This window comes from Defluviitoga sp., assembly GCF_035349255.1.
Taxonomy (GTDB): domain Bacteria; phylum Thermotogota; class Thermotogae; order Petrotogales; family Petrotogaceae; genus Defluviitoga.
Genome location: NZ_DAOPSE010000008.1, coordinates 34,675 through 54,899, shown reverse-complemented (window position 1 = coordinate 54,899; position 20,225 = coordinate 34,675). Strand labels below are relative to the sequence as shown.

13 protein-coding genes are annotated in these 20,225 nt (G+C 30.7%); 8 read left to right on the top strand and 5 right to left on the bottom strand.

All coding sequences use genetic code 11. The features are described 5' to 3' along the window. The first annotated feature begins 169 nt into the window (after window positions 1–169). Window positions 170–2,626 (top strand): TolB family protein, encoded by a 2,457-nt coding sequence (locus tag PKN74_RS03695; RefSeq protein ID WP_472308726.1) that lies wholly within the window; start codon window positions 170–172, stop codon window positions 2,624–2,626. A 515-nt stretch (window positions 2,627–3,141) separates the two neighbouring features. On the opposite strand, the gene PKN74_RS03690 is transcribed toward PKN74_RS03695, so the two are convergent. Genes PKN74_RS03690 through ftsH form a run of 4 tightly spaced genes read right to left on the bottom strand, consistent with a single transcriptional unit; the run spans window position 3,142 to window position 7,324 of the window. Continuing rightward, complete coding sequence (locus PKN74_RS03690) at window positions 3,142–3,825, bottom strand: hypothetical protein (RefSeq protein ID WP_472308724.1); 684 nt, start codon at window positions 3,823–3,825, stop codon at window positions 3,142–3,144. Next, window positions 3,801–5,108: a S41 family peptidase gene (locus PKN74_RS03685; protein WP_472308722.1), complete on the bottom strand. Its 1,308-nt coding sequence runs from the start codon at window positions 5,106–5,108 to the stop codon at window positions 3,801–3,803. Before PKN74_RS03685 ends, PKN74_RS03690 begins: the two co-directional genes overlap by 25 nt. Window positions 5,109–5,122: 14 nt before the next feature. Continuing rightward, a complete protein-coding gene (locus PKN74_RS03680; RefSeq protein ID WP_472308720.1) occupies window positions 5,123–5,392 on the bottom strand; it encodes a metal-sensitive transcriptional regulator in 270 nt (89 codons plus the stop codon). Between the two features lie 36 nt (window positions 5,393–5,428). Continuing rightward, complete coding sequence (gene ftsH, locus PKN74_RS03675) at window positions 5,429–7,324, bottom strand: ATP-dependent zinc metalloprotease FtsH (RefSeq protein ID WP_472308718.1); 1,896 nt, start codon at window positions 7,322–7,324, stop codon at window positions 5,429–5,431. Window positions 7,325–8,196: 872 nt separating this feature from the next. On the opposite strand from ftsH, the gene PKN74_RS03670 reads away from it, so the two are divergent. From PKN74_RS03670 to PKN74_RS03640, 7 genes are all read left to right on the top strand, one after another. After that, the gene (locus tag PKN74_RS03670) at window positions 8,197–9,198 is read left to right on the top strand and encodes a TolC family protein (RefSeq protein WP_472308716.1); all 1,002 of its coding nucleotides are present in this window, start codon (window positions 8,197–8,199) and stop codon (window positions 9,196–9,198) included. Further along, window positions 9,195–10,766 (top strand): TolC family protein, encoded by a 1,572-nt coding sequence (locus PKN74_RS03665; RefSeq protein WP_472308714.1) that lies wholly within the window; start codon window positions 9,195–9,197, stop codon window positions 10,764–10,766. The genes PKN74_RS03670 and PKN74_RS03665 overlap by 4 nt, the downstream gene beginning before the upstream one ends. Then, entirely contained in the window at window positions 10,763–11,827 is a 1,065-nt protein-coding gene (locus PKN74_RS03660; RefSeq protein WP_472308712.1) for an efflux RND transporter periplasmic adaptor subunit, read from the top strand. The genes PKN74_RS03665 and PKN74_RS03660 overlap by 4 nt, the downstream gene beginning before the upstream one ends. Continuing rightward, on the top strand, window positions 11,827–12,531 hold the full coding sequence (locus PKN74_RS03655) for an ABC transporter ATP-binding protein (protein ID WP_472308710.1): 705 nt from the start codon (window positions 11,827–11,829) through the stop codon (window positions 12,529–12,531). The genes PKN74_RS03660 and PKN74_RS03655 overlap by 1 nt, the downstream gene beginning before the upstream one ends. Further along, window positions 12,518–13,726: an ABC transporter permease gene (locus PKN74_RS03650; RefSeq protein WP_472308708.1), complete on the top strand. Its 1,209-nt coding sequence runs from the start codon at window positions 12,518–12,520 to the stop codon at window positions 13,724–13,726. Before PKN74_RS03655 ends, PKN74_RS03650 begins: the two co-directional genes overlap by 14 nt. A gap of 14 nt (window positions 13,727–13,740) precedes the next feature. Next, a complete protein-coding gene (locus PKN74_RS03645) occupies window positions 13,741–14,898 on the top strand; it encodes a glycoside hydrolase family protein (RefSeq protein WP_472308706.1) in 1,158 nt (385 codons plus the stop codon). 268 nt (window positions 14,899–15,166) lie between these two features. Next, entirely contained in the window at window positions 15,167–19,765 is a 4,599-nt protein-coding gene (locus PKN74_RS03640; RefSeq protein ID WP_472308704.1) for an MG2 domain-containing protein, read from the top strand. Here the strand turns inward: PKN74_RS03640 and PKN74_RS03635 are convergent. Continuing rightward, window positions 19,751–20,218 carry a metallophosphoesterase family protein gene (locus tag PKN74_RS03635; RefSeq protein WP_472308702.1) on the bottom strand — a complete coding sequence of 156 codons (468 nt, stop codon included), beginning with the start codon at window positions 20,216–20,218 and terminating at the stop codon, window positions 19,751–19,753. The two genes, PKN74_RS03640 and PKN74_RS03635, sit on opposite strands and share 15 nt — an antisense overlap. Between the last annotated feature and the right edge of the window lie 7 nt (window positions 20,219–20,225).

Sequence of the window (20,225 nt, the reverse complement as noted above, 5' to 3'; positions counted from 1 at the left end):
AGTCCACAGCGTCTACCAGTTCCGCCATCTCGGCGTTATCCTGTAATAAAGTGTACCATAAAAAGAGCTTTTTGTCAAGGATTATTTTGGTAACTTTTTTACTGTTTAATGTATAATTAGTTAGAACTAAAAGAACAATAATAATTTTAAAAAAAGGAGAGCAAATAACATGCATAAATTCAAACCAATCAAAAAAATATGTTTCATTATAGTGATTACTCTTTTCTCCCTAGAAAGTTTTTCTTCTCAAGTTTATACCCCACCTAAAAATTTATATCAAACAGAAACTACGCATTACAAGTTTGTTTTCGAAAAAGATCTTTTTTATTTTTATGAAGAAATTAGCGATTACGCTGAACAACTGTATACGACCTATAAACATTTTTTTGGAACAGACCCTGGTAAAATAACGGTATATATTCTAGACGATGTTGACTTTACAAACTCTTTCGCCTTACCTCCGACTAACATTATTAGGCTTTATGTGAATCCACCTGAAGATTTTTTAGGTTTAGGTGGAAACGTGGAAGATTGGAGTAGATTTGTTTTTTCACACGAGTTAACTCATATATTCTACGGTAATGATGTGCGAGATCCGATCATATCTTGGATTCCAAATCGATTAATTAAAAATACATTAAACATGGTTCATCAACCTAGTTATCTACATGAAGGGCTTTCAATATACATGGAAAGTAAAGAGTTTGGTGGAAGATTTGAAGACGACCTTTTTAATATGTATTTAAAAGCAGAAATACTCAGCAATCAATTTCCTAGGTATTATTTAGGCTCTGGCTCAAACGTAGAAGTTTGGAGCCCTGCTGGTTTTAACTATATGTATGGAGCAATATTAGTAAAAGAAATAGTAGAAAATTATGGTGAACCTACATTAAGGGCAATTATTAAAGTTTTAGATAAAAAAATATTTAGCAACATCAGCGAAGCTTTTTATTATGTAACAAACGATAATTGGAATTTTTTCTTGATCAGCATTAAGCAAAAATATTTACTCGAATATGATCTTTTATCTAAAAAAGGATACAGGATCTCCTGGTTTAAGATAGACGAAACATATAGAGATACCGATAATTTAAGAACTGACGGACAATCAATTTATGGCTATCTAGAAATGCCAAACAAACCTAATGGAATTTACAAAGACAAAGAACTAATAAAGAAAGGAATTAAAGAATTTGATATTAACGAAAGAGGAGAATTAATATACTTAACTACTACTTACAATTACGGATATTATACAAACAAATTGTACTACGAATGCAATTCTGGCAATTGTAAAAGACTTATCGATGAGAGGGTCAAAACCTTTTCTTTTGTTGGAAATGATGAAATTGCATATTCTAAAGTAGAATATGGTTTAACCGCTTTATATTTGTATAATATAAAAACCAATGAATCAAGAAAAATTATAGATTACGGTAAATATGTAATTAACTCAATCACATACGATAAAAACAACCAAATTATCTATTTTTCAGCGAATTACAAAAATCAAACTGACATCTATGCTTACTCTACAAATACCAATAATATATACCAAATAACTAACGATGAAGCTAAAGAATTACAATTATTTTTCTATGACAACCGTCTTTTTTATTCTGCAAACTACAATGATGGAATATTTAACATATATTGTTTTAATATTGAAAATGAAGAAGTTGATCAACTCACTCATTATCTTATAGGTGCTTTTAATCCCGTTGTTTTAGATCATAAACTATATCATCTAGTTTATGATTATGAAGGATACCATTTGTCTTATTTATATCTAGAAGATTCACCTAGTGCTAAAGCAAATTCTGTTATTTTGAACAATAATTTAAACGCAATTGAATTTGAAAGTTACAGTGTTTATACTCCTTCCGAAAAAGAGCTGAAAAAATTTACATTCGAAAAACTTCATTTTCTCCCATATCCTTTTTTATCAATTGATGAAGAAGAAAACATATATTATGGGGCTGGAACTATCTTTTTAAGTGATGCTTTGAATTATTCTGGAATGATCCAAGTATATACTGGTAATGACCGGTTTTTTGCAGATCTTAGTCTAATATTCGACTACTACACAACAAACACCATAGCTCTAAGTCTTGAAAAAGAAAAAATCACCAGTTATTTTTCTATTGCAAATACTCATCTATGGCATTTAAACAAAAACGTTTCTTCCTACATCGAAGCGGGATTGAAATTAGAAAATACTTCTATCTCATCTTATGGTATAGAAACTTTCTCACGATTTGGGCCGTATAGTGTTAATAATTATAGTATTTATGATTTTGGACTTGATCTTTCATATTACTCAGACAAGGGATTTACAACAGTAGTTAATAAACCTTTTGTAGTATTCAACACCATGATAACCCCATATGCAGGTTATCAAAAAGATTGTATTTTTTTAGGAAGCAGTATAGACAAAATACTATGGAGACCATATATATCTTTTGAGGACGGAAAATATAGATTTGACGGCATCGTAGCAGGTGCGGACTTTCAATACAATTTTGGAGAAGAGAAATTTAATTATTTACTTTATATTCAATTTGATATTAGCGCCTTTTATTGGTTAAATTTACCCATAAGGCTCGATTCTGATATGTTTAAATAATGTTGAAAATATATTCCTATAAAAATTAAATTGGGGACATTCTACGTCCCCAATTTAATTAAATCAACCAAAAAACTAAAAACACATCAAAAATCAAACCAACAATTAAAGAAAAATAATTTTTTGATTTTAAATCAATATATATCTTCAAACATATACTCCACACCACAGCAAAGTAGAGAAGATTCTTCCCTAAAATCCCTAAAATTAAAGGAGATATTGAAGACAAATAAGGATAATAATAAATTTCGTTATTAAAAACAAATAAAACCCTTATTCCAGCACTCAGATACGAAAAAAATAAAATAAATAAAAGTAATTTTATTTTTAATGCATCAAAATGTCCTATTAATCGAAAAACAGGGTTATACAAAAAAACAGGAGATAACATAAATAATAAGAAAATTAATATTGGAATGAAAAAAGAATTTTTAGATGAATTAAAAATTTTATTAGGATTAAAAAGAGCATTATAAAAATCTAAAAGCAATTTGGTCATTTATTAAATCTCACCTTTAAAAAACATATATCGAAAAATCCTTTATTACCTTTATACCTTCTCTATCCAAGATCTCTAAGATTGGCAAAACTGCTGCATTTTCTAAAATCTCAGTATCTAAAATTATTCCCCCGTACTCATCGATGCTACTTAACAATGTTTGATTGAAAGAATAGGCTCTATAAATATCTTTTGAGAAAACATAATATTTAGACTTGGCTAAATTCAAGCTGTGCTCATCCAGTGTAGACAAATCAGTTACAAATATCGTTGGCGTTAGTTCAATATAGAGATTTTCAGTTAAGAATTGATAATAAGGCAAAACCAAGCCATACAGTTCATAATCAACTTTCCTTTCCTTAAATTTTTCACCACTTGAAATTGAGATATTTCTAAATTCTTCATACGAACGCTTTGACAGAGGTTTTATAATAAACATATTATCTTTAAAATCAAAGTCTAGTAAGCCTATAAATATATTATTCTCCAAAATACTTTTTGAAATAAAAGAAAGATTTTTTATATCCTTCAACTGTTTGTCTAAAGTTGAAACTTTGTATTTATCATTGACCACTTTTAATACTGGTGTTTTTTCAATAGTATAATAACTAACTTCTGAACGACCAAATAAGAGGTATAATCCTACTGATAAAGAAAAAAATATTAAAAAAACAACTACTGTCCAACCGTGGAAACGCACAGTTGATTACCCCCTGTAATAAAATCCAAAGCTGTCTTTAATTGCAAATCTTCTTCAATATGCAAGATAGGTTTATCCGTTGTTGTATAAAGTGCTTGCTGTGCTTCTTCTTCACTTATGGAAGTTAGAGATACGACTTCTTTTGGAGGATTCTTAACCTCAATATGAGGCATGATTCCTTTTAAATTTATGTCCGTACCATTTGGAGTAAAATAACGCGCGATAGGCAACCAAATTTCTCCTCCAGTAGAGAGTTGAAATGGTCGCTGGACGGCAGCTTTACCATATGTATTTTCACCAATCAATGTTGCTACTTCGTTATCTTTAAGAGCCCCTGCTAAAATTTCTGAAGCTGAAGCAGAAGCTTTGTTAACTAACACTACGACGGGTATATTTTCTAAAAAGTTAAAGTAATAACCAGGAAATGTAGGTATGATCTCCTCTGTTCCATCAAAATACCTCAAGCTTACTACTTTACCAGTTTTTAAAAACATTGAAGATATTTCAATAGCAACATTCAAAAGACCTCCTGGGTTGTTTCGAATGTCTAAAATAACCCCGTCAATTTTCTGTTTGGAAATCTTATTAAGCACATCTCTCATTTCTTGAGCACTAGTCTCAGCAAAATTTGTAAGAAGTATATAGGCAACTTTGTTATTATTATATTCAATAACATCATATTTAACCGTCTTCGTTTCTATTATTTCTCTAATCAAAGTCACCGTTTTTGAATCATTCCAACCTTCTCTATATATTTCCAAAGTTACCTCTGTTCCAGGCTCTCCTCTCATCATAGAAGCTGCTTTTTGTAAACCAAGCTCAGATGTTGGGATACCATTTATGGCTAAAATATAATCATTCGGCATAAAACCAGCTCTATGGGCTGGAGTCCCGTTCATTGGCGAAACCACAACAATCAAATTTTTTTCAGGATCATATCTTATAGTTAATCCTAAACCACCATATTTTGCCTCAGTATCAATCTTACTTTCTTCAACTTCAGTTGCATCTAAATACCAGGCAAAAGGATCGTTCAATCCTCTCATCATACCTTCTATGGTAGAATCAAGTATTTTATTGTAATCAATATTTTCTCTACCATAATAATAGTTGCCTATAAAATATAAGGTCCGAAAAAGTGGATTTTGAAATTCGTCTATAAATATTTCTTCAACTGGCTTATTTTCAAAACTACTCTGAACTTGGCTTGGAAATATCCAAGAAGTTACAAAAACCATAAGAATAATTAATGTTGATATAAGAATTTTCTTTTTTTTACTCACAAAAATCTCCTCTTTTAGATCTCTCGAAATCTAGAGATCGTTTCTATTAATTCATCTAATAGTTTTTCATCTTTCGTTTCTTCGTACTCAATTAAACAAGTTCTTGTATATTCTTTCATAATTTCTTCTGAAACTTTGTTTATGGCGCCTTTAACTGCTGATAATTGAGTTAAAATTTCACTACAATTTCTTTCATTAATTATCATGTTTTGAAGTCCTCTAATTTGGCCTTCGATTCTTTTTAAACGGTTTATTATGTCTGTTTTAGAATTTTTAGTTTCCATTTTTGCACTCCCGAATATTTGTCTTTTAAACAATCTTTACGCATAAGAGATGGTCAAACTTTTAACGTTGACTTCTTCATCATTCATAACATAAACTTTGAGTTCCTCTAAACTCATTTCCATCATCTCACTAAATTCTTTTCCTGAAATTTCCTCTTTATTATACAGATATATTGCAAGTAAATCCATTCTTTCTCTATTATTTGATAAAATTTTCTTGGCTTTTTCATAGCTACTTAATATGTAAGATTTAATCTCCGAATCGATTTCTTGAGCTGTCTTCTGAGAAAAATTTTTCATTCTCGTTAATTCTCTTCCTAGGAATATTTCACCTACTTCTTCACCCCATGCAATTGGACCTATTTTTTCACTCATGCCTAGTTGGGTTACCATTTCTCTAACAAGTTCGGTAGCTCTTTTCAAATCGTTAGAAGCCCCAGTTGTTATTTCATTAAACACTATTTCTTCTGCCGCTCTTCCCCCCAATAAACTAACTATTTGGTCTTTTAATTCTGGTTCAGTGATAAGGAAACGATCTTCTGTAGGTAATTGCATAGTATACCCCAAAGCTGCTTGACCACGTGGAATTATAGTAATCTTATGAACAGGATACGTATAAGGCAAGAGATATCCTAAAATCGCGTGTCCTAATTCATGATAAGTTACGATTTTTCTTTCTTTTTCGCTTATCTTTCTTGATTTCCTTGCGGGACCAACTATAATCCTTTCGATTGCTTCTTGAAAATCCTCGTTAGTGATAAAGTCTCTATTTTCCCTCGCCGCAAGAAGTGCAGCCTCATTTACCATGTTCTCTATGTCTGCTCCAACAAACCCAGGGGTGCTTCTAGCTAAACTTTTAACATCTATATCAGGGGCAATCCTTTTACCTCGTAAATGAACTTTTATTATTTCTTCTCTAGCCTTTAAGTCAGGAACATCTATATAAATCTTCTTATCGAATCTTCCAGGCCTTAATAATGCTTTATCAAGAACATCAGGCCTATTTGTAGCTGCCATGACGACTATACCTTCTCTAGGATCAAATCCATCCATTTCAACAAGGAGAGCATTCAGTGTCTGTTCTCTTTCGTCGTGTCCACCACCTAAACCCGCTCCTCTTTGTCTACCAACGGCATCTAACTCATCAATAAAAATTATAGCCGGGCTATTGGCTTTTGCTTCCCTAAACAAATCTCTAACTCTTGCAGCTCCAACTCCTACAAACAATTCTACAAAATCAGAACCTGACATAAAATAAAACGGAACATTTGCTTCACCAGCTACTGCTCTAGCAATCAAAGTTTTACCAGTACCTGGAGGCCCAGCCAACAAAATACCCTTTGGAATTCTTGCTCCCAATGCACTAAATCCTTTAGGGTCTTTCAAAAAATTGACAATATCCATTAGTTCATCTTTTATCTCATCAATACCTGCAACATCTTTAAATGTCACCCTGGTTTTTTTGGCATCGTATTTTTTAGCAGGGCTTTTTCTATAATTACCTCCAGGGATACCTTCTCCTCCAGTTGTTCTTTTAAGCATGGAGAACCAAAAAAACATTAAGATTACTATGGGCAAGACATATATTAAAAGCGTTATCCACCAGCTTCCTGCACTGCTTTTTGTATATTCTATTTTAATTCCATCATTAGCCAAAGCTCTAACAAATGTTTGATCGAATACCAAGGTAGGAGCATAACATTGAAATAGTTGACCGTTCTTTGCTTTTACTTGAACTAATCCACTAACATCAATTTGAATGCTTATTATGAAATCGTTGTTGATTAAATTCATCAAATCTGTGTAATTTATCTCTAATACATTTGTGCGATTTAATTGTGAAATACTAATAAAAATTAACAGCGCTAAGAAAAAGTATATTAAAATTGGTCCTAAAAAAGAACCACTTCTTTGTTTTTTATTATCAGCCATTCGAACCTCCTTCTTCCTATACTAAACTTAAAAAAATTGCTATATCAAAAGTTAATTGTATTCTTTAAAGCATTTTTGATATTAGTTCTTTACACATTATTATATCACAAAAAAACTTGAATAGTAAATTAATTATTTTTTCATAAGTGTGAATTTAATAATTCGTATAAAAACTTGCTGTTACTCATAATTGACTTAATAAAAACTTAATAAATTTTAATTAGAATTGAAGTACGGTAATTTGTTTTTTTCACATTATTTATATGACTGACAAATCGTTTTTTATTTTCAATGTTTTGTGAAAGAAATCTTTTTATATCCATCAAAGATGTGTTAGAAAAGTGGAATTTTTCACTTTAGAGCTTTTCATATTCTTAAGTTATTTAAGCAAAGACAAGAATCCATTTCTAAACTAAAAAATGCCATTTATCTATGGCAACGTAGATCTAAAAGTTTTTTAATTTGGTTTTCATTTTAAGATTGGTTTAAGAAAAGAAAGATATAAATTAAGTTGATAATGAAAAATAAGAAAAACTTTTTTAGTCACAAATAAAATAGAAAGATTTTCAAAAAGGCGATGAATTTATAAGGGTTATAGAATATAGATTTTGTTAATTTTTTGATATGTAGGTGAGTAAATCGTCTCAACTGCTCTGGCATCTAACCTAACGGTTTGCAAAAAATAGAGACGCTCATTAGAGCGTCTCTACAACTGAAAAACATTGAATTTAGATGGATAACAGAGCCAAACCAGTAGACGCTAAGTTTTAGTATTTATAGTATACAAACACTAAACAAGTTAAAAATTAGTAATTAATGCCTTTCTAAAAATGAAAAAAATTAAAAAATTAAAAATAGAAGGAGGAAATAAGATGAAAAAAAGTGTTTTATTACTCATTACATTATTAATGGTGGTAATTTCTTTCTCTGTTAGTTTAGTTGACGTATTTGAAATTGCTAAGGAAAAAAGTAACATATACAAAATTGCACAAATAGATTTAGAAAAAACTCTCCTTGATTATGACAAAACAATGATCGAAGCCATAAACAAAAAAATTGAGTTAGCAGGGGAACTTGCTTATCAAAAAGGATTGATGGATTATAACAATTCAATAAAAGAATACTATGCTGACATATTAAGTAGAGTCTTTAATCTCTATCTACAAGAAATCAACGTTAATATTGTAACCTTACAATTGAAAAGCGCACAAATAAATTACGATAACAGCAAAGAATTATACAATAGAGGGTTAATATCCGATGATGATCTAAAAATTGCCGAACTAGATGTAAAAGATGTCGAAAATTACTTAAAAAATTCGCAAATTAGTTTAGAGACAGCACAAGATAATTTAAAAAAGGTATATGATGGTGATATTAGAGAAATAACTATAGTTGTTCCAACTCTAGATGGTTTATTCGTCAGCGATGAAGAATATCTAAATAAAAGCTATGCTTTAAAATTAGCAAAACTAAATGCCGCACTTTCGGAATATGATTTGAACAACCTTCCTTCAAATGCATCGATCTACACTAAAAAAATTACAGAGGCAACCCATCAAAAAAATCTTTTAACTCTTGAAGACACAGAAGACAAACTCCTTGAAGCGCATAAAATAATAATAAATTCGTTAGAAATCCTTGATAGAACCCTTCAAAATTTACAAGAAAGAGTTAAATTATCTCAAAAAACATTTAATGATACAAAAAACAGATTTGACAAGGGACTAGTATCAGAACTTGAACTCAATGTAGCAAATATAAATTATTTGAATTCTCAAAAAACTTATTATGAAAGCCTTCAGAATTATTTAAAAACTTATATAAATTACGTGGTTGATACAGGAAGGAGCCTAAAGGAGGTAGGGTTGTGAAAAAGAAATTAATACTCACTTTAGGTTTGATCTTCATGGTTTTGAGCATATTTGGAATAAGCTTTGAAGAATTATACCTTAAGAATTTAAATAGTAGTTCAGATTTTTACAAAGCAGAACTAAGCTTAAAAAGCGCTGAAGTAGAAATGAAACGAATCAATCAATTTTTTGTTCCATATCTACAAACTTCTTTGAATACATTTAACGTTGTTAAAGTTCCAGTTGAAAACACTCAGAAGAAAGCCCTTGAAGAACTTCTCAATCAATTTAAAAATTTACTTGAAGATTCCAAGATTTCTGAAGAACTTCCTGATAAACTTAAAGATTTACTTGAAGATTGCGATATTTCTGAAGAAATTCTTGGGTGTTTAGAGAATTTCCTTGATGAGATGCCCGATACTATTGATGTTGAAACAGAAACAGAGATCGGAGGCATTGTTTTCAATTCTAAAGGAGAAATCGTTGGTTTCGGTTTTTCACTAGACACGGCTTTTGTTGAGGTATTTGGAACAAACATAGGACTTTCTTTCCCCTTTAAAATCTATTTTAAAGGCGATAAAAGTGGTTTTTACGCTCCTTGGAGCACAATACAATATAAAACCCCCACAGAGCAAACAGTGGAAGAAAAACTTTATGAACAAATCGCAATTGTTGCTTCTCGTGATTTTAAAAAAGTAGATAAAGCTGATAAATTAAACACTGAAGCAAAGTATTACTCTGCTTTATCAAGCTACTATTTTGCTCAAACTAACGTATTTATAACTACTGTTGAAGATGTATTTAATAGGTGTTACAACGAAAAGATGATCGAAATTTCTCAAAGAGAAATAGAAATTTTAAATAATCTGTATGAAACTGCTACAGAAGAAAAGGTTAAGGAAGAAATAGAAAAACAAATATTGACAGCTCAAAAAGTTTTTGAAGGTTTAAAAGCGAGTAATGTATCTTTAGAGTATTTTGAATTTACAGAAGATCTATACAACGAAACTAGAAATTTGGTAGACAATATAATAAGTCAAAACTCTTCTGTTTCAAAAAATACAGGTGAAAGGTTAGATTTAAAAGCTTTAAAGTTAAGCAAAGAAGCATCTGATATTCAAAAAAAGTTTTGGTTTTTGCCTTATGTACCGTTTTCGACTCTAACTTTTAGTGTACAACCTTTCAACGATTTTAATTGGAATGTACGTATAGGATTTGAAATGACAATTTTTGATAAAGGCGAGAGAAAGCTTGCAGCAGATACCATGAAATCAGAGTTAGCTAGCTTAACCTATGATGAAAGCACTAAAAAAATAGAAGAATTGATAAGGGGTCTTGAAACTAACAAAAAAACTCTTTATTACGATATCAATATCGCTCAAATTAATTTAAAAAATGCTATAGAAGATTATGAGAGAAGTCAGGATCTATATAAAAAAGGATTTATAACTCAAAACGACTTAACTTTGTCTGAAATTACTTTGCAAAGAAGTAAATTAACATTAGAAAAAACAGAGAATAACCTAAAAGTAAATGAACTAAGGTTAATGCAACAGTACTATGTAAATTTATGGGGTGATAAGAATTGAAAAAAGGGACTAAAATAACTATTTGGCTTATAGTTATAATTGCTATTGTGGTTGTACTGGCTTTTATATTCGTTCCCAAAGGTAAAACAAAAAGCTCTGAAACTGGTTCTTTGCCAACAATCTATCTTAAATATCCTGTAAAAACAGATGTAGGTGATTCAATAGAGGTCGTTGGAACTGTTCAAGCTTCAACAAAAGTGGTTGCACCTAAAGTTTCTGGAGAGATTTTAGAAATATATGTTGAAAAAGGTGATTATGTAGAAGAGGGTCAATTACTTGCCAAAATTGATGATCTTCAATATCAGATACAATATTTGAATGCTTTAAATGATTATGAAGCATCCCTAAATTTGGGAGAGAGAATGAAACAAGTAAAAAAACTTCTGCTAGAAGTAGCTCAAAAAAATTTAGAGTATACCAATATTATCGCTCCTGTATCAGGAATTATCAGTGCAGTAAATATTTCTAAAAAAGATCTAGTGGGAACAAACACACCCGCCTTCACAATTGTTGAAGACAATAATTTAAAAGTGAAAGCTGCCATAGATGAAATTGATATACCATTAATAAAAGAAGGTATGGAAGTAACTGTAGATTTTGGTTCGATAGACTTAAAATTGCCCGGTCGAATCAGTTGGATAAGCCCAACAGCGGTGATTGACATGGGGATAGTGGTTATCCCAATTGAAATAGATTTTGAAGGTGATACAGGTCAATATCCAATAATCTCTGGCATAACTGCAGATGTAGAAATAGTAACCCTTAAATTAGAAAACACAGTAGCTATACCCAAAGACGCTATTCAGGAAGGACCAGAAGGTATAAAAATTGTTTACAGGTTGACTTCTGAGGGCGGAATGGAACCAGTTCAGGTTCAAATTGGTAGGGAAACAGGTAAAATGGTTGAAATAACTTCTGGATTGAACAAAGATGACATAGTATTAATAATTCCCTCTTCTCAAGAAGCTAGAAGATTAATACAACAATATGGTCTAACTATAAGTATTCCCACTATAACGCCTACGGTTCCATCAACAAGTGGAGGAAGAGGTGGATTTTAATGCCAGGAACCGTTTTAGAATTAAGAGAAGTATGGAAAATATATGATATGGGTGAAGTAAAAGTAGAAGCATTAAAAGGTGTGACTTTTAACATTGAAGAAGGAGAATTTATAATAATAATTGGACCTTCAGGGAGTGGAAAGTCAACCTTACTTCAAATTTTAGGTTGTTTAGACCTACCAACAAAAGGTGAAGTAATTATTGAGGGAATAGATGTTTCAAGAATGAAAAGTTCGCAACTTGCAAAAATTAGAAATCAAAAAATAGGATTTGTATTTCAAGGATTCAATCTTTTACCCAAATACACTGCTTTAGAAAATGTCGAATTGCCTATGCTCTATGCAGGTGTCCCAGCCGTAAAAAGAAGAGAAAAAGCTAAAGAACTTCTAGAAATGGTAGGTTTAGGAGATAGACTCAATCATAAACCCACCCAATTATCTGGAGGCCAGCAACAAAGGGTTGCTATCGCTAGAGCTTTGGCAAATGATCCGGCTATTATTTTAGCAGACGAACCAACAGGTAATTTAGATACAAAAAGCGGCGAAGAAATCTTTAGGATTTTTGAAGAGTTAAATGAAAACGGAGTAACTTTAGGAGTAGTAACTCATGATTTAAGATGGCTGGAAAAAGGAAGCAAAATAATAAAACTACTTGACGGAAGAATCGAAGATATAGAGGTGGTGAGACACGTTGGAAATACTTAGAGAAACCTTTAGATCTTTATTTGACAATAAACTAAGAACATTCTTGTCAATGTTGGGGATAATTATAGGTGTAGCTGCCGTTATGACAATTATTGCTATTGGAGATGGTGCACGGGAAGAAATCAACAGAACAGTATCATCTTTAGGTTCCAATATAATTATGGTCACCTCCTCTATCTTTTCAAGATTTGCTTCAGATCCTTTAGAATTCAAAGATGCAATAAATATAACAACAATGGTGCCTGGAGTTGCAAATGCAACTGGATTACTGGCGTCAAGCTATGTCGTTGAAATCCATGGAAAAAATACGACTGCAACTGTTCTTGGAGTTTTACCTGGTTTCTTTGAAATAATGAATTTGGATGTAGTTTACGGAAGACCTATTAATGAGGAAGATTCAGAAGAGCTTAGAAGCTCTGCAGTAATTGGCTATAACATAGCTGATAAGCTTTTTGGTAGGCAAGAGGTAATTGGAGAACGCTTTAACATTATTCAAACTGGATCTAGTGGAAGTAGAAAAATCACTTTTGAAGTTGTTGGTGTTCTAAAGAAGACCGGTAGTAGGTTGTTATTTAATATAGACGATTTAGTCATTCTTCCTCATACTGTTGCAGACCATAGGCTATTTCATGCGAGTGGTAGAACTGGTCAGATATTAGTTTCAGCAATAGATGAAAAAAGTGCCGACTTAGCTAGAATGGGCATAGATTTTTATCTTTACAGAAAGTTCGAAGATTCCAAAAAATACACTATATTAAGTCAAGATGCGATTTTAGATGCGGTAAATCAAATCACAGGTATATTTAACGTAATTCTAGTAGGAATAGCTTCTATTTCGTTAGTAGTGGGTGGAATCGGTATAATGAATATTATGCTAGTTACTGTAAAAGAAAGAACTCGAGAAATAGGAATTAAAATGGCAATTGGAGCAAGTAGAAGAAGAATCCTTCTAGAATTTTTATTGGAGAGTGTAGTTTTAACTGTCATAGCTGGTATAATAGGAATGATTCTAGGAGTATTCTTATCGGGTATAATTGTCCACTTTGGAAAGGCCTTTGGATTATCAGCTGTGTTTACAGTAAAATCGATATTGTTGTCTTTTGGTGTTTCTGCAGCGATTGGTTTGTTTTTTGGAATATATCCAGCAAACCAGGCATCAAAGTTGAGCCCTGTAGAAGCTTTGAGGTATGAATAAAGAAGGTGTACGATATGGAAGAAATAATTTTTCCTAAACTATTTTTGTGGGGGGCTAATAGTCCTCCCAGCTCTTATCCTTTTTCAAATCCATCTCAGAAAATAGACCTCTCAGAACTCAAAAAGAAAATATTAAATGAAATCGATCTATTGAAGTCTTTAAATATTAATTCTTATAGATTCACCTTAGAGTGGAATGATTTACTTACAGACCCTCTAAATTATATTGAAATCTATAGTTTTTTAACTGATTTGTTATTTGAAAATAATATAGAACCCATTTTTAGTTTGCTTGATTTAGATTTTTATCCTATAAAATTTGAAGAAAATGATAATTTAGCTTTGATTTTCGAAAAACTTAAAATTCTTTTGAATAAAGTTAGTGATAAAATACAGTTTTACTCAGTGTTAAATAATCCCATGAAATATATAAAAAAAGTTTATTTATCTAGTTATAATTCTGATTTTTCATCAATTGCAAGTTTATTTCAAAGCGTTGTCAAATTTTATGAAAAAACTTATAACTTGATAAAATCATACAACCCTTACGCTAAAATTTCAGTATCCGAAGAATTGTATTTTAATATCAATGAACTTTTTGCATTTAAAGAAGCAAAAATAAAAAGTTCTGATTTTTATTTTTCACTTTTTAATTTTTTAAGCAACGGAGAATGTTGTTTGTTTAAACAAAAGGAAAACAAAAACTACAACATTGACTTTATAGGAATAAATTTTAATGAATTTACTTTTAAATCCTCTAATGAATATTCCAATTTACTAACGGGATATAAACCTGAATCAAAGAAAGAACTTAAAAAAGAAAATTTTACCAATCTTGAAGATACTATTGATAAATGTTCTAAAGATTATGATATTCCTTTGTTAATAACAGAAAATTCTATTGGAGAAGAAATAAACACCTTTAAGTCTAGCTCTTTAATAAAAAATCTTTGTAACATCAGCGAAAGAATATCAAAAAAAGACAGTAAAATATTCGGTTATACATATAATTCTTTAAAGGACTACAACATAAACAGTCACGTAATAAAGAATGGTTTGTATGGAATGGATCTTAAAACTAATAATTATATTCCAAGAAGCTTTGGGAAAATATACTCTAATATCGCTAAAACTAATTCAATTGCTGAAAATTATTTAAAATTTATTAATTGATAATAAAAGGTGCAACAAACATTTTAATGTGCTAATTAATTCCTGAGACACTCATAGAGAGTAGTTATACAACAAAAACAAACATTTAATTAAAAGGGGTACAGGCTGAAACCCTATCTTCTCTCTCAGCATAACAGTATAAGTATCAAAAACTGTAGAAACGCTCTACCTGAGCGTCTCTGAATAAAAAGTTTTTAAAAGAATCTAAAGCTAAAATAATAAAAAGTATGTTTTAAAATTTCCAAAAACAAGAAGGAGGGGAAGGGCCATGAAAAAAGTAAAGTTGCTTTTAATGTTATTTATTATTTTTTCTCTTTCGGGCTTTTCTTATGTATACATTAGGGGAAATAACGTCATTAAAAAAAACGAGAATGTTCAACTAATAGGATTTGACGAAAATCAGGTTTTAATGAATGTTTATAAAGCAGCATATCCACTTGACGTAATCCTCTACCAACAATCTCTACCTGAACTTGAAAAATCTTTTCTATATTCAAAAACACTAAAAGCAGACAAAAATGGCTACATTGATGAAACTATAGAATTTGAAGAACTTGGATTGTATTTTTTGGAATTTCAAAGCTCTGATTCTAAAAAATATTCTTATGAAGAAGTTTTAGTAACAAATACAAATTTCATAGCTACGTATGATGGTGACGAACTTTTTATTAAAATATATGACCTAGATTCTTTAGAAGAAGTCAATAGCAGAATAATACTGCAAGATGCAAATGGCAAAACAAAAATCTTCCATGGCACTTCAGAATTGAGAACAAATTTCGCTTCTCTAAAACGTGTAGTAATAGAAAATGATGCAGGAATTAGATCTCAGAATTTTTATGAAAAAAGTAAAATTTATAAGGATTCGCCTCTTCAAATTATTACTGACAGACCTTTATACAAACCTAGTCAGACGGTAAACTTTAGACTGATATCTTATCAAAAAGAAGACAATAAATATATTTTTAAAGGCAATAATTATATAGATGTTGATATCATCGATCCCTCTGGAAACAAGATAATGTCGCAAACATATAAAACCGATAATTTTGGTGGAGCAAATGGGCAATATTACATTTCTGAATCTGCTCCTCTAGGATACTATAGCATTCGACTTACTTCTCAAGATGGGGAAACTTATTATTATGGTTTTTATGTTCAAGAATATGTAAAACCAGAGTATACTGTTGAAATATCAACCATTTCTGATACTTATTACACTGATGATCTAGTCGATTTCTCTATTAAATTAACTTATTTAAATGGTAATCCTGTTAAGAATGCAAATGTATCTATTTATTTATACTATGATAACTTGTACGGTTATGAAGGAAGATCTCTTTTATATCAAACAGTTACTTTTACAGACGAAATGGGCTTATTAAATATACCAATAAAAGTTCAAGACGGTCATGAAGGTTATTACACACTAGAAGCTATCATAGTTGATGAAAGTCAGCGCCAAATTCAAGAAATTCACAGAGTCAGAGTTATGGATGGAAGTTACCTCATAGAACTTGAAAATGGATATGTTCAAGGTAAGCCGGAAGAACCTATTACCTTCAGTGGTACAGTTACTGATCGTCAAGGTAATCCTGCTGATGGTAACATGAAAATAGCTCTTTACAAACAAGCCTGGGATGAAGATGCGTGGAAAACAATAAATATTTTAGAAAATACGTTTGATATCCCTGTAAGAAACGGAATTTTTTCTTTTGAATACTCTTTTCCTGAAGAGGCAAGTTATTTTGCAGATCTTTTTTTTGAAGATTCTTCAACTCGATTTAGCATCTATATCTCATCTTACGTTAGAACCTCGCATACATCTTTTTCACATCTTGAAATTAACGGTAAAAACATTCGTTTTTCTATAGAAACAGAAATTGATTCAATTGGTTTAATATTTCTAGCAGGAAGAGAAATTTATGATTTCGTAGAATATAATAATACAATAAATGAATATATTTTTCAAATACCAGAAAATTTACTTGAGAGAAATATTTTTATTCAAGTTCTTTTGTTTAATAAAGAAGGAAATGAAGTACTACAAAAATCTATTGATTTAGAAAAATTACAAGATTTAACGTATTCATATACAATTAAAACTGATAAAGAAACATACTCACCTCGAGATGAAGTTTCAATTCAAATAGAAGCAGAAGAAGACGGAATTTTTTCTTTGAGCGTTGTAGATGAAGGAATTTATCTTCTTGTTGAAGATAGAAAAGATATACTAAATGAATTATATCCTAAATTGTATTATGTCGAACCTCTTATTACTACTGGCATTGAATATATTTATATTCCACAAAAGTTATATGGTCTAACGCTAGAAGAAAGCGAGGTCTTTGCATCTTACAAAGGAAGTAGCGAGTTGAGTGTTAACACAAGAGAATATTTTCCAGATACAGCTTTGTGGATCCCTTTTATCGAAACAAAAAACAAACAAGCTGAAATAATTTTTACTAATCCCGATTCTTTAACAACTTGGAGAATAACTTCTTACGGGTTTACAAAAGACGGGAAAAAAATTAATAAAACCACAACTTCTTACAAGAGTAATTTAGATTTTTACATCAGACCCTTGCTCCCAAATTTTGCAGTGATAGGAGATAAAGCGAATTTTTATCTTGTAATTTACAATAACACCAATGATACAAAACTTATAAAATATAAAATTGACACAGATGAAAATATTAGTATAACCCCCAATGAAGGTGAATTAGAAATTTCACCGAATTCCCAAAAAACTCTTCATTTAACTCTCAAAGCCCTGAAAACAGGAGAATCAACCATTACATTTGATTTTGGTTATGATATAGTGAAATTACCTTTTTCAGTTAAATCAGATGAAATTTGGGAGGATGTAATAAAACTAATAGATACTTCAAACGGTTATACAATAAAAAAAGGAGAGTACTATCGTCCGTTTAATTTAGAGACACTAATAATTGATTCTTTAAATTACCTTCAAAATTATTCCTACAAATGCAGCGAACAAGTAGTTTCTGTTGTCATTCCTCTTTTAACTGCTCAAAAAAAAGGATATAACATCAAAGATTTTGATCTAAAAGTTACAGAAACCCTTCAGATACTTTATAAATATCAGAAGGGTGATGGCGGTTGGGGATGGTGGGGAACTAGTGAAGAATCTCATCCCGAACTCAGTGCTTACGTAATGTATGGGTTAAAAAAGATAGAAGATGAAGGATACTACGTATCACAAGCTACTATTTCAAATGGGCTATCTTATCTGAAAAAGCACGTATCTACAGGCTTTGTTTACTATGTACTAAGGCTTTATGGGATCGATACGGAGTTTACTCCAAAAAATACTTTAGATGAACTTTATTACGCATTTTACCATAAGGAATACCTGGACAATATTATTTCAAAAATAAATGAAAAAGAGGATATAGCGTTTATCGACTATTATGATGACAACTATTTTTATTCAATTACAGATGCAAATGCAGTATTATTGGATCTTCTTTTACAAGAAAAACAAAATTCTATTTTAACTTTGAAGGTATTCAAATTTTTGCTCTCAAGCAAAAGGGGATACACATGGTATTCGACCAAAGAAGTTTCAAAAATCCTTGATATTCTACTACGAAATCAAGAATTCTTTTCTGTTTATACATCAAATTTAGGTCCTAGTAATAATAATTTTATGATTGCTCAGAACGACATTTACCTCTACAATCAAGGACTTTACGAAATAAAAACACAAAATCTCTTAAAACCTTCAACACAAGACGAAGGAATTATTTTGAATAAAACCTTTTACAAAAAATATAACGTCCTAGCTGAAAAAGGAAAAGACAAATATTTTATTGATGCATTTTTGAAGATAGATGAGCTAAAAATCCCGTCAAATATAAATTGTAAAGTTGAAACAAACATATTGGAAAGAGATGGCGAACTCATTTGGTACAACGCATACCAAACTCAAGTTATCTTTCAAGATGAGAATATACAAATTAAATATGATAACAGAAACAATAGACTATATATCAACGATCAATTCGTGGAAAACCCACAAATGTTTATCAAACATTCTAATCTTATTTATCTATTAAAAGACGGAGAACTTCTTAAATACAATATTAAAAATAACAAAATCATATACTATTCCATAGATAATATGAAAATTAAGTCGATTGCTCTATTAAATAGTGAACCTATTTTACTCGTAGAAAACACCCGTACTCAAGAAAATTATCTGTACCTAAAAGATATTCATGAAATTCTTCCAACAAATGTTCAAGCAATAGATGTATATCAAAACAATATTATACTATTCACCGACAGCATGTACTTGTGGGATATTGATTCAAAAACGGCAAAAAAAATCTTTCCTGTTACAGGAACTAAATTAATTGACATTTCTCAAAGTACTATAGAAATTTTTGGAAATGTAAAATTTGAGGGTAACTCTAAATATATTGGACCTCAAGGAATTTATAAAATTGATTTTATAGACAATACCGAAAAATATTTTAAAGAAGGTGACATAGTAAAAGTAACAATATCTATGCAGTCCGATATTCCACAATTCTTGGTTGCCGAAGATTATCTTGCAGGTAATGTGCAAGTTTTAGGAAACTATTCAGAAAAAAATATTTCTCAATCTTCCAAATTTTATTACAGTTGGTATTCGCCTTGGAATTATTGGTATAGTGCAAGAGAAATAAGACAGGATAAAATTACTTTTTTCTCATCTGGCTATAAAAGTGGAGTATACAGTTATTACATGAGATTGCTAAATTCAGGAGAGTACAAAATCCTTCCTGCAGTTTCATTCACCATGTACTGGCAAGAAACCTATGGAACTAGCGAAGACGTTCTTTTAGAGGTGAAGTAAACTAATCCGGAAGTTTATTTCATCCATCTCAATCTCTCCATGATAGCCCTCACAAAAGGCGCCTGGATTTATAAAAATAGTACTACTCTTATGGTATTTTTCTTGAAAGTGCGTATGTCCAAAAACTAGCACATCCAGTTTTTCATTAAAATATTTTATTAATTTTTCAGGAATGGCCACTCCAGTTTGGTGTCCATGAATTAATCCAAAAGTTTTTCCATACAATTCTATAACGACTTTTTGTGGTAATTTATTTTTAATATACAAGTCGTCCATGTTGCCATGGACGACTTGTAATATAGGTCTTTGATTATCCAAGAAATCTAATACATCAACAGAGGTTATATCGCCTGTCAGAAATATTTGATCATATACATCAAAATTGATAGCTTTCAATCTATCTATATCGCATCTTGTTGGTATATGCAAATCGCTCAACAATAGGATTTTCAATGCTTTC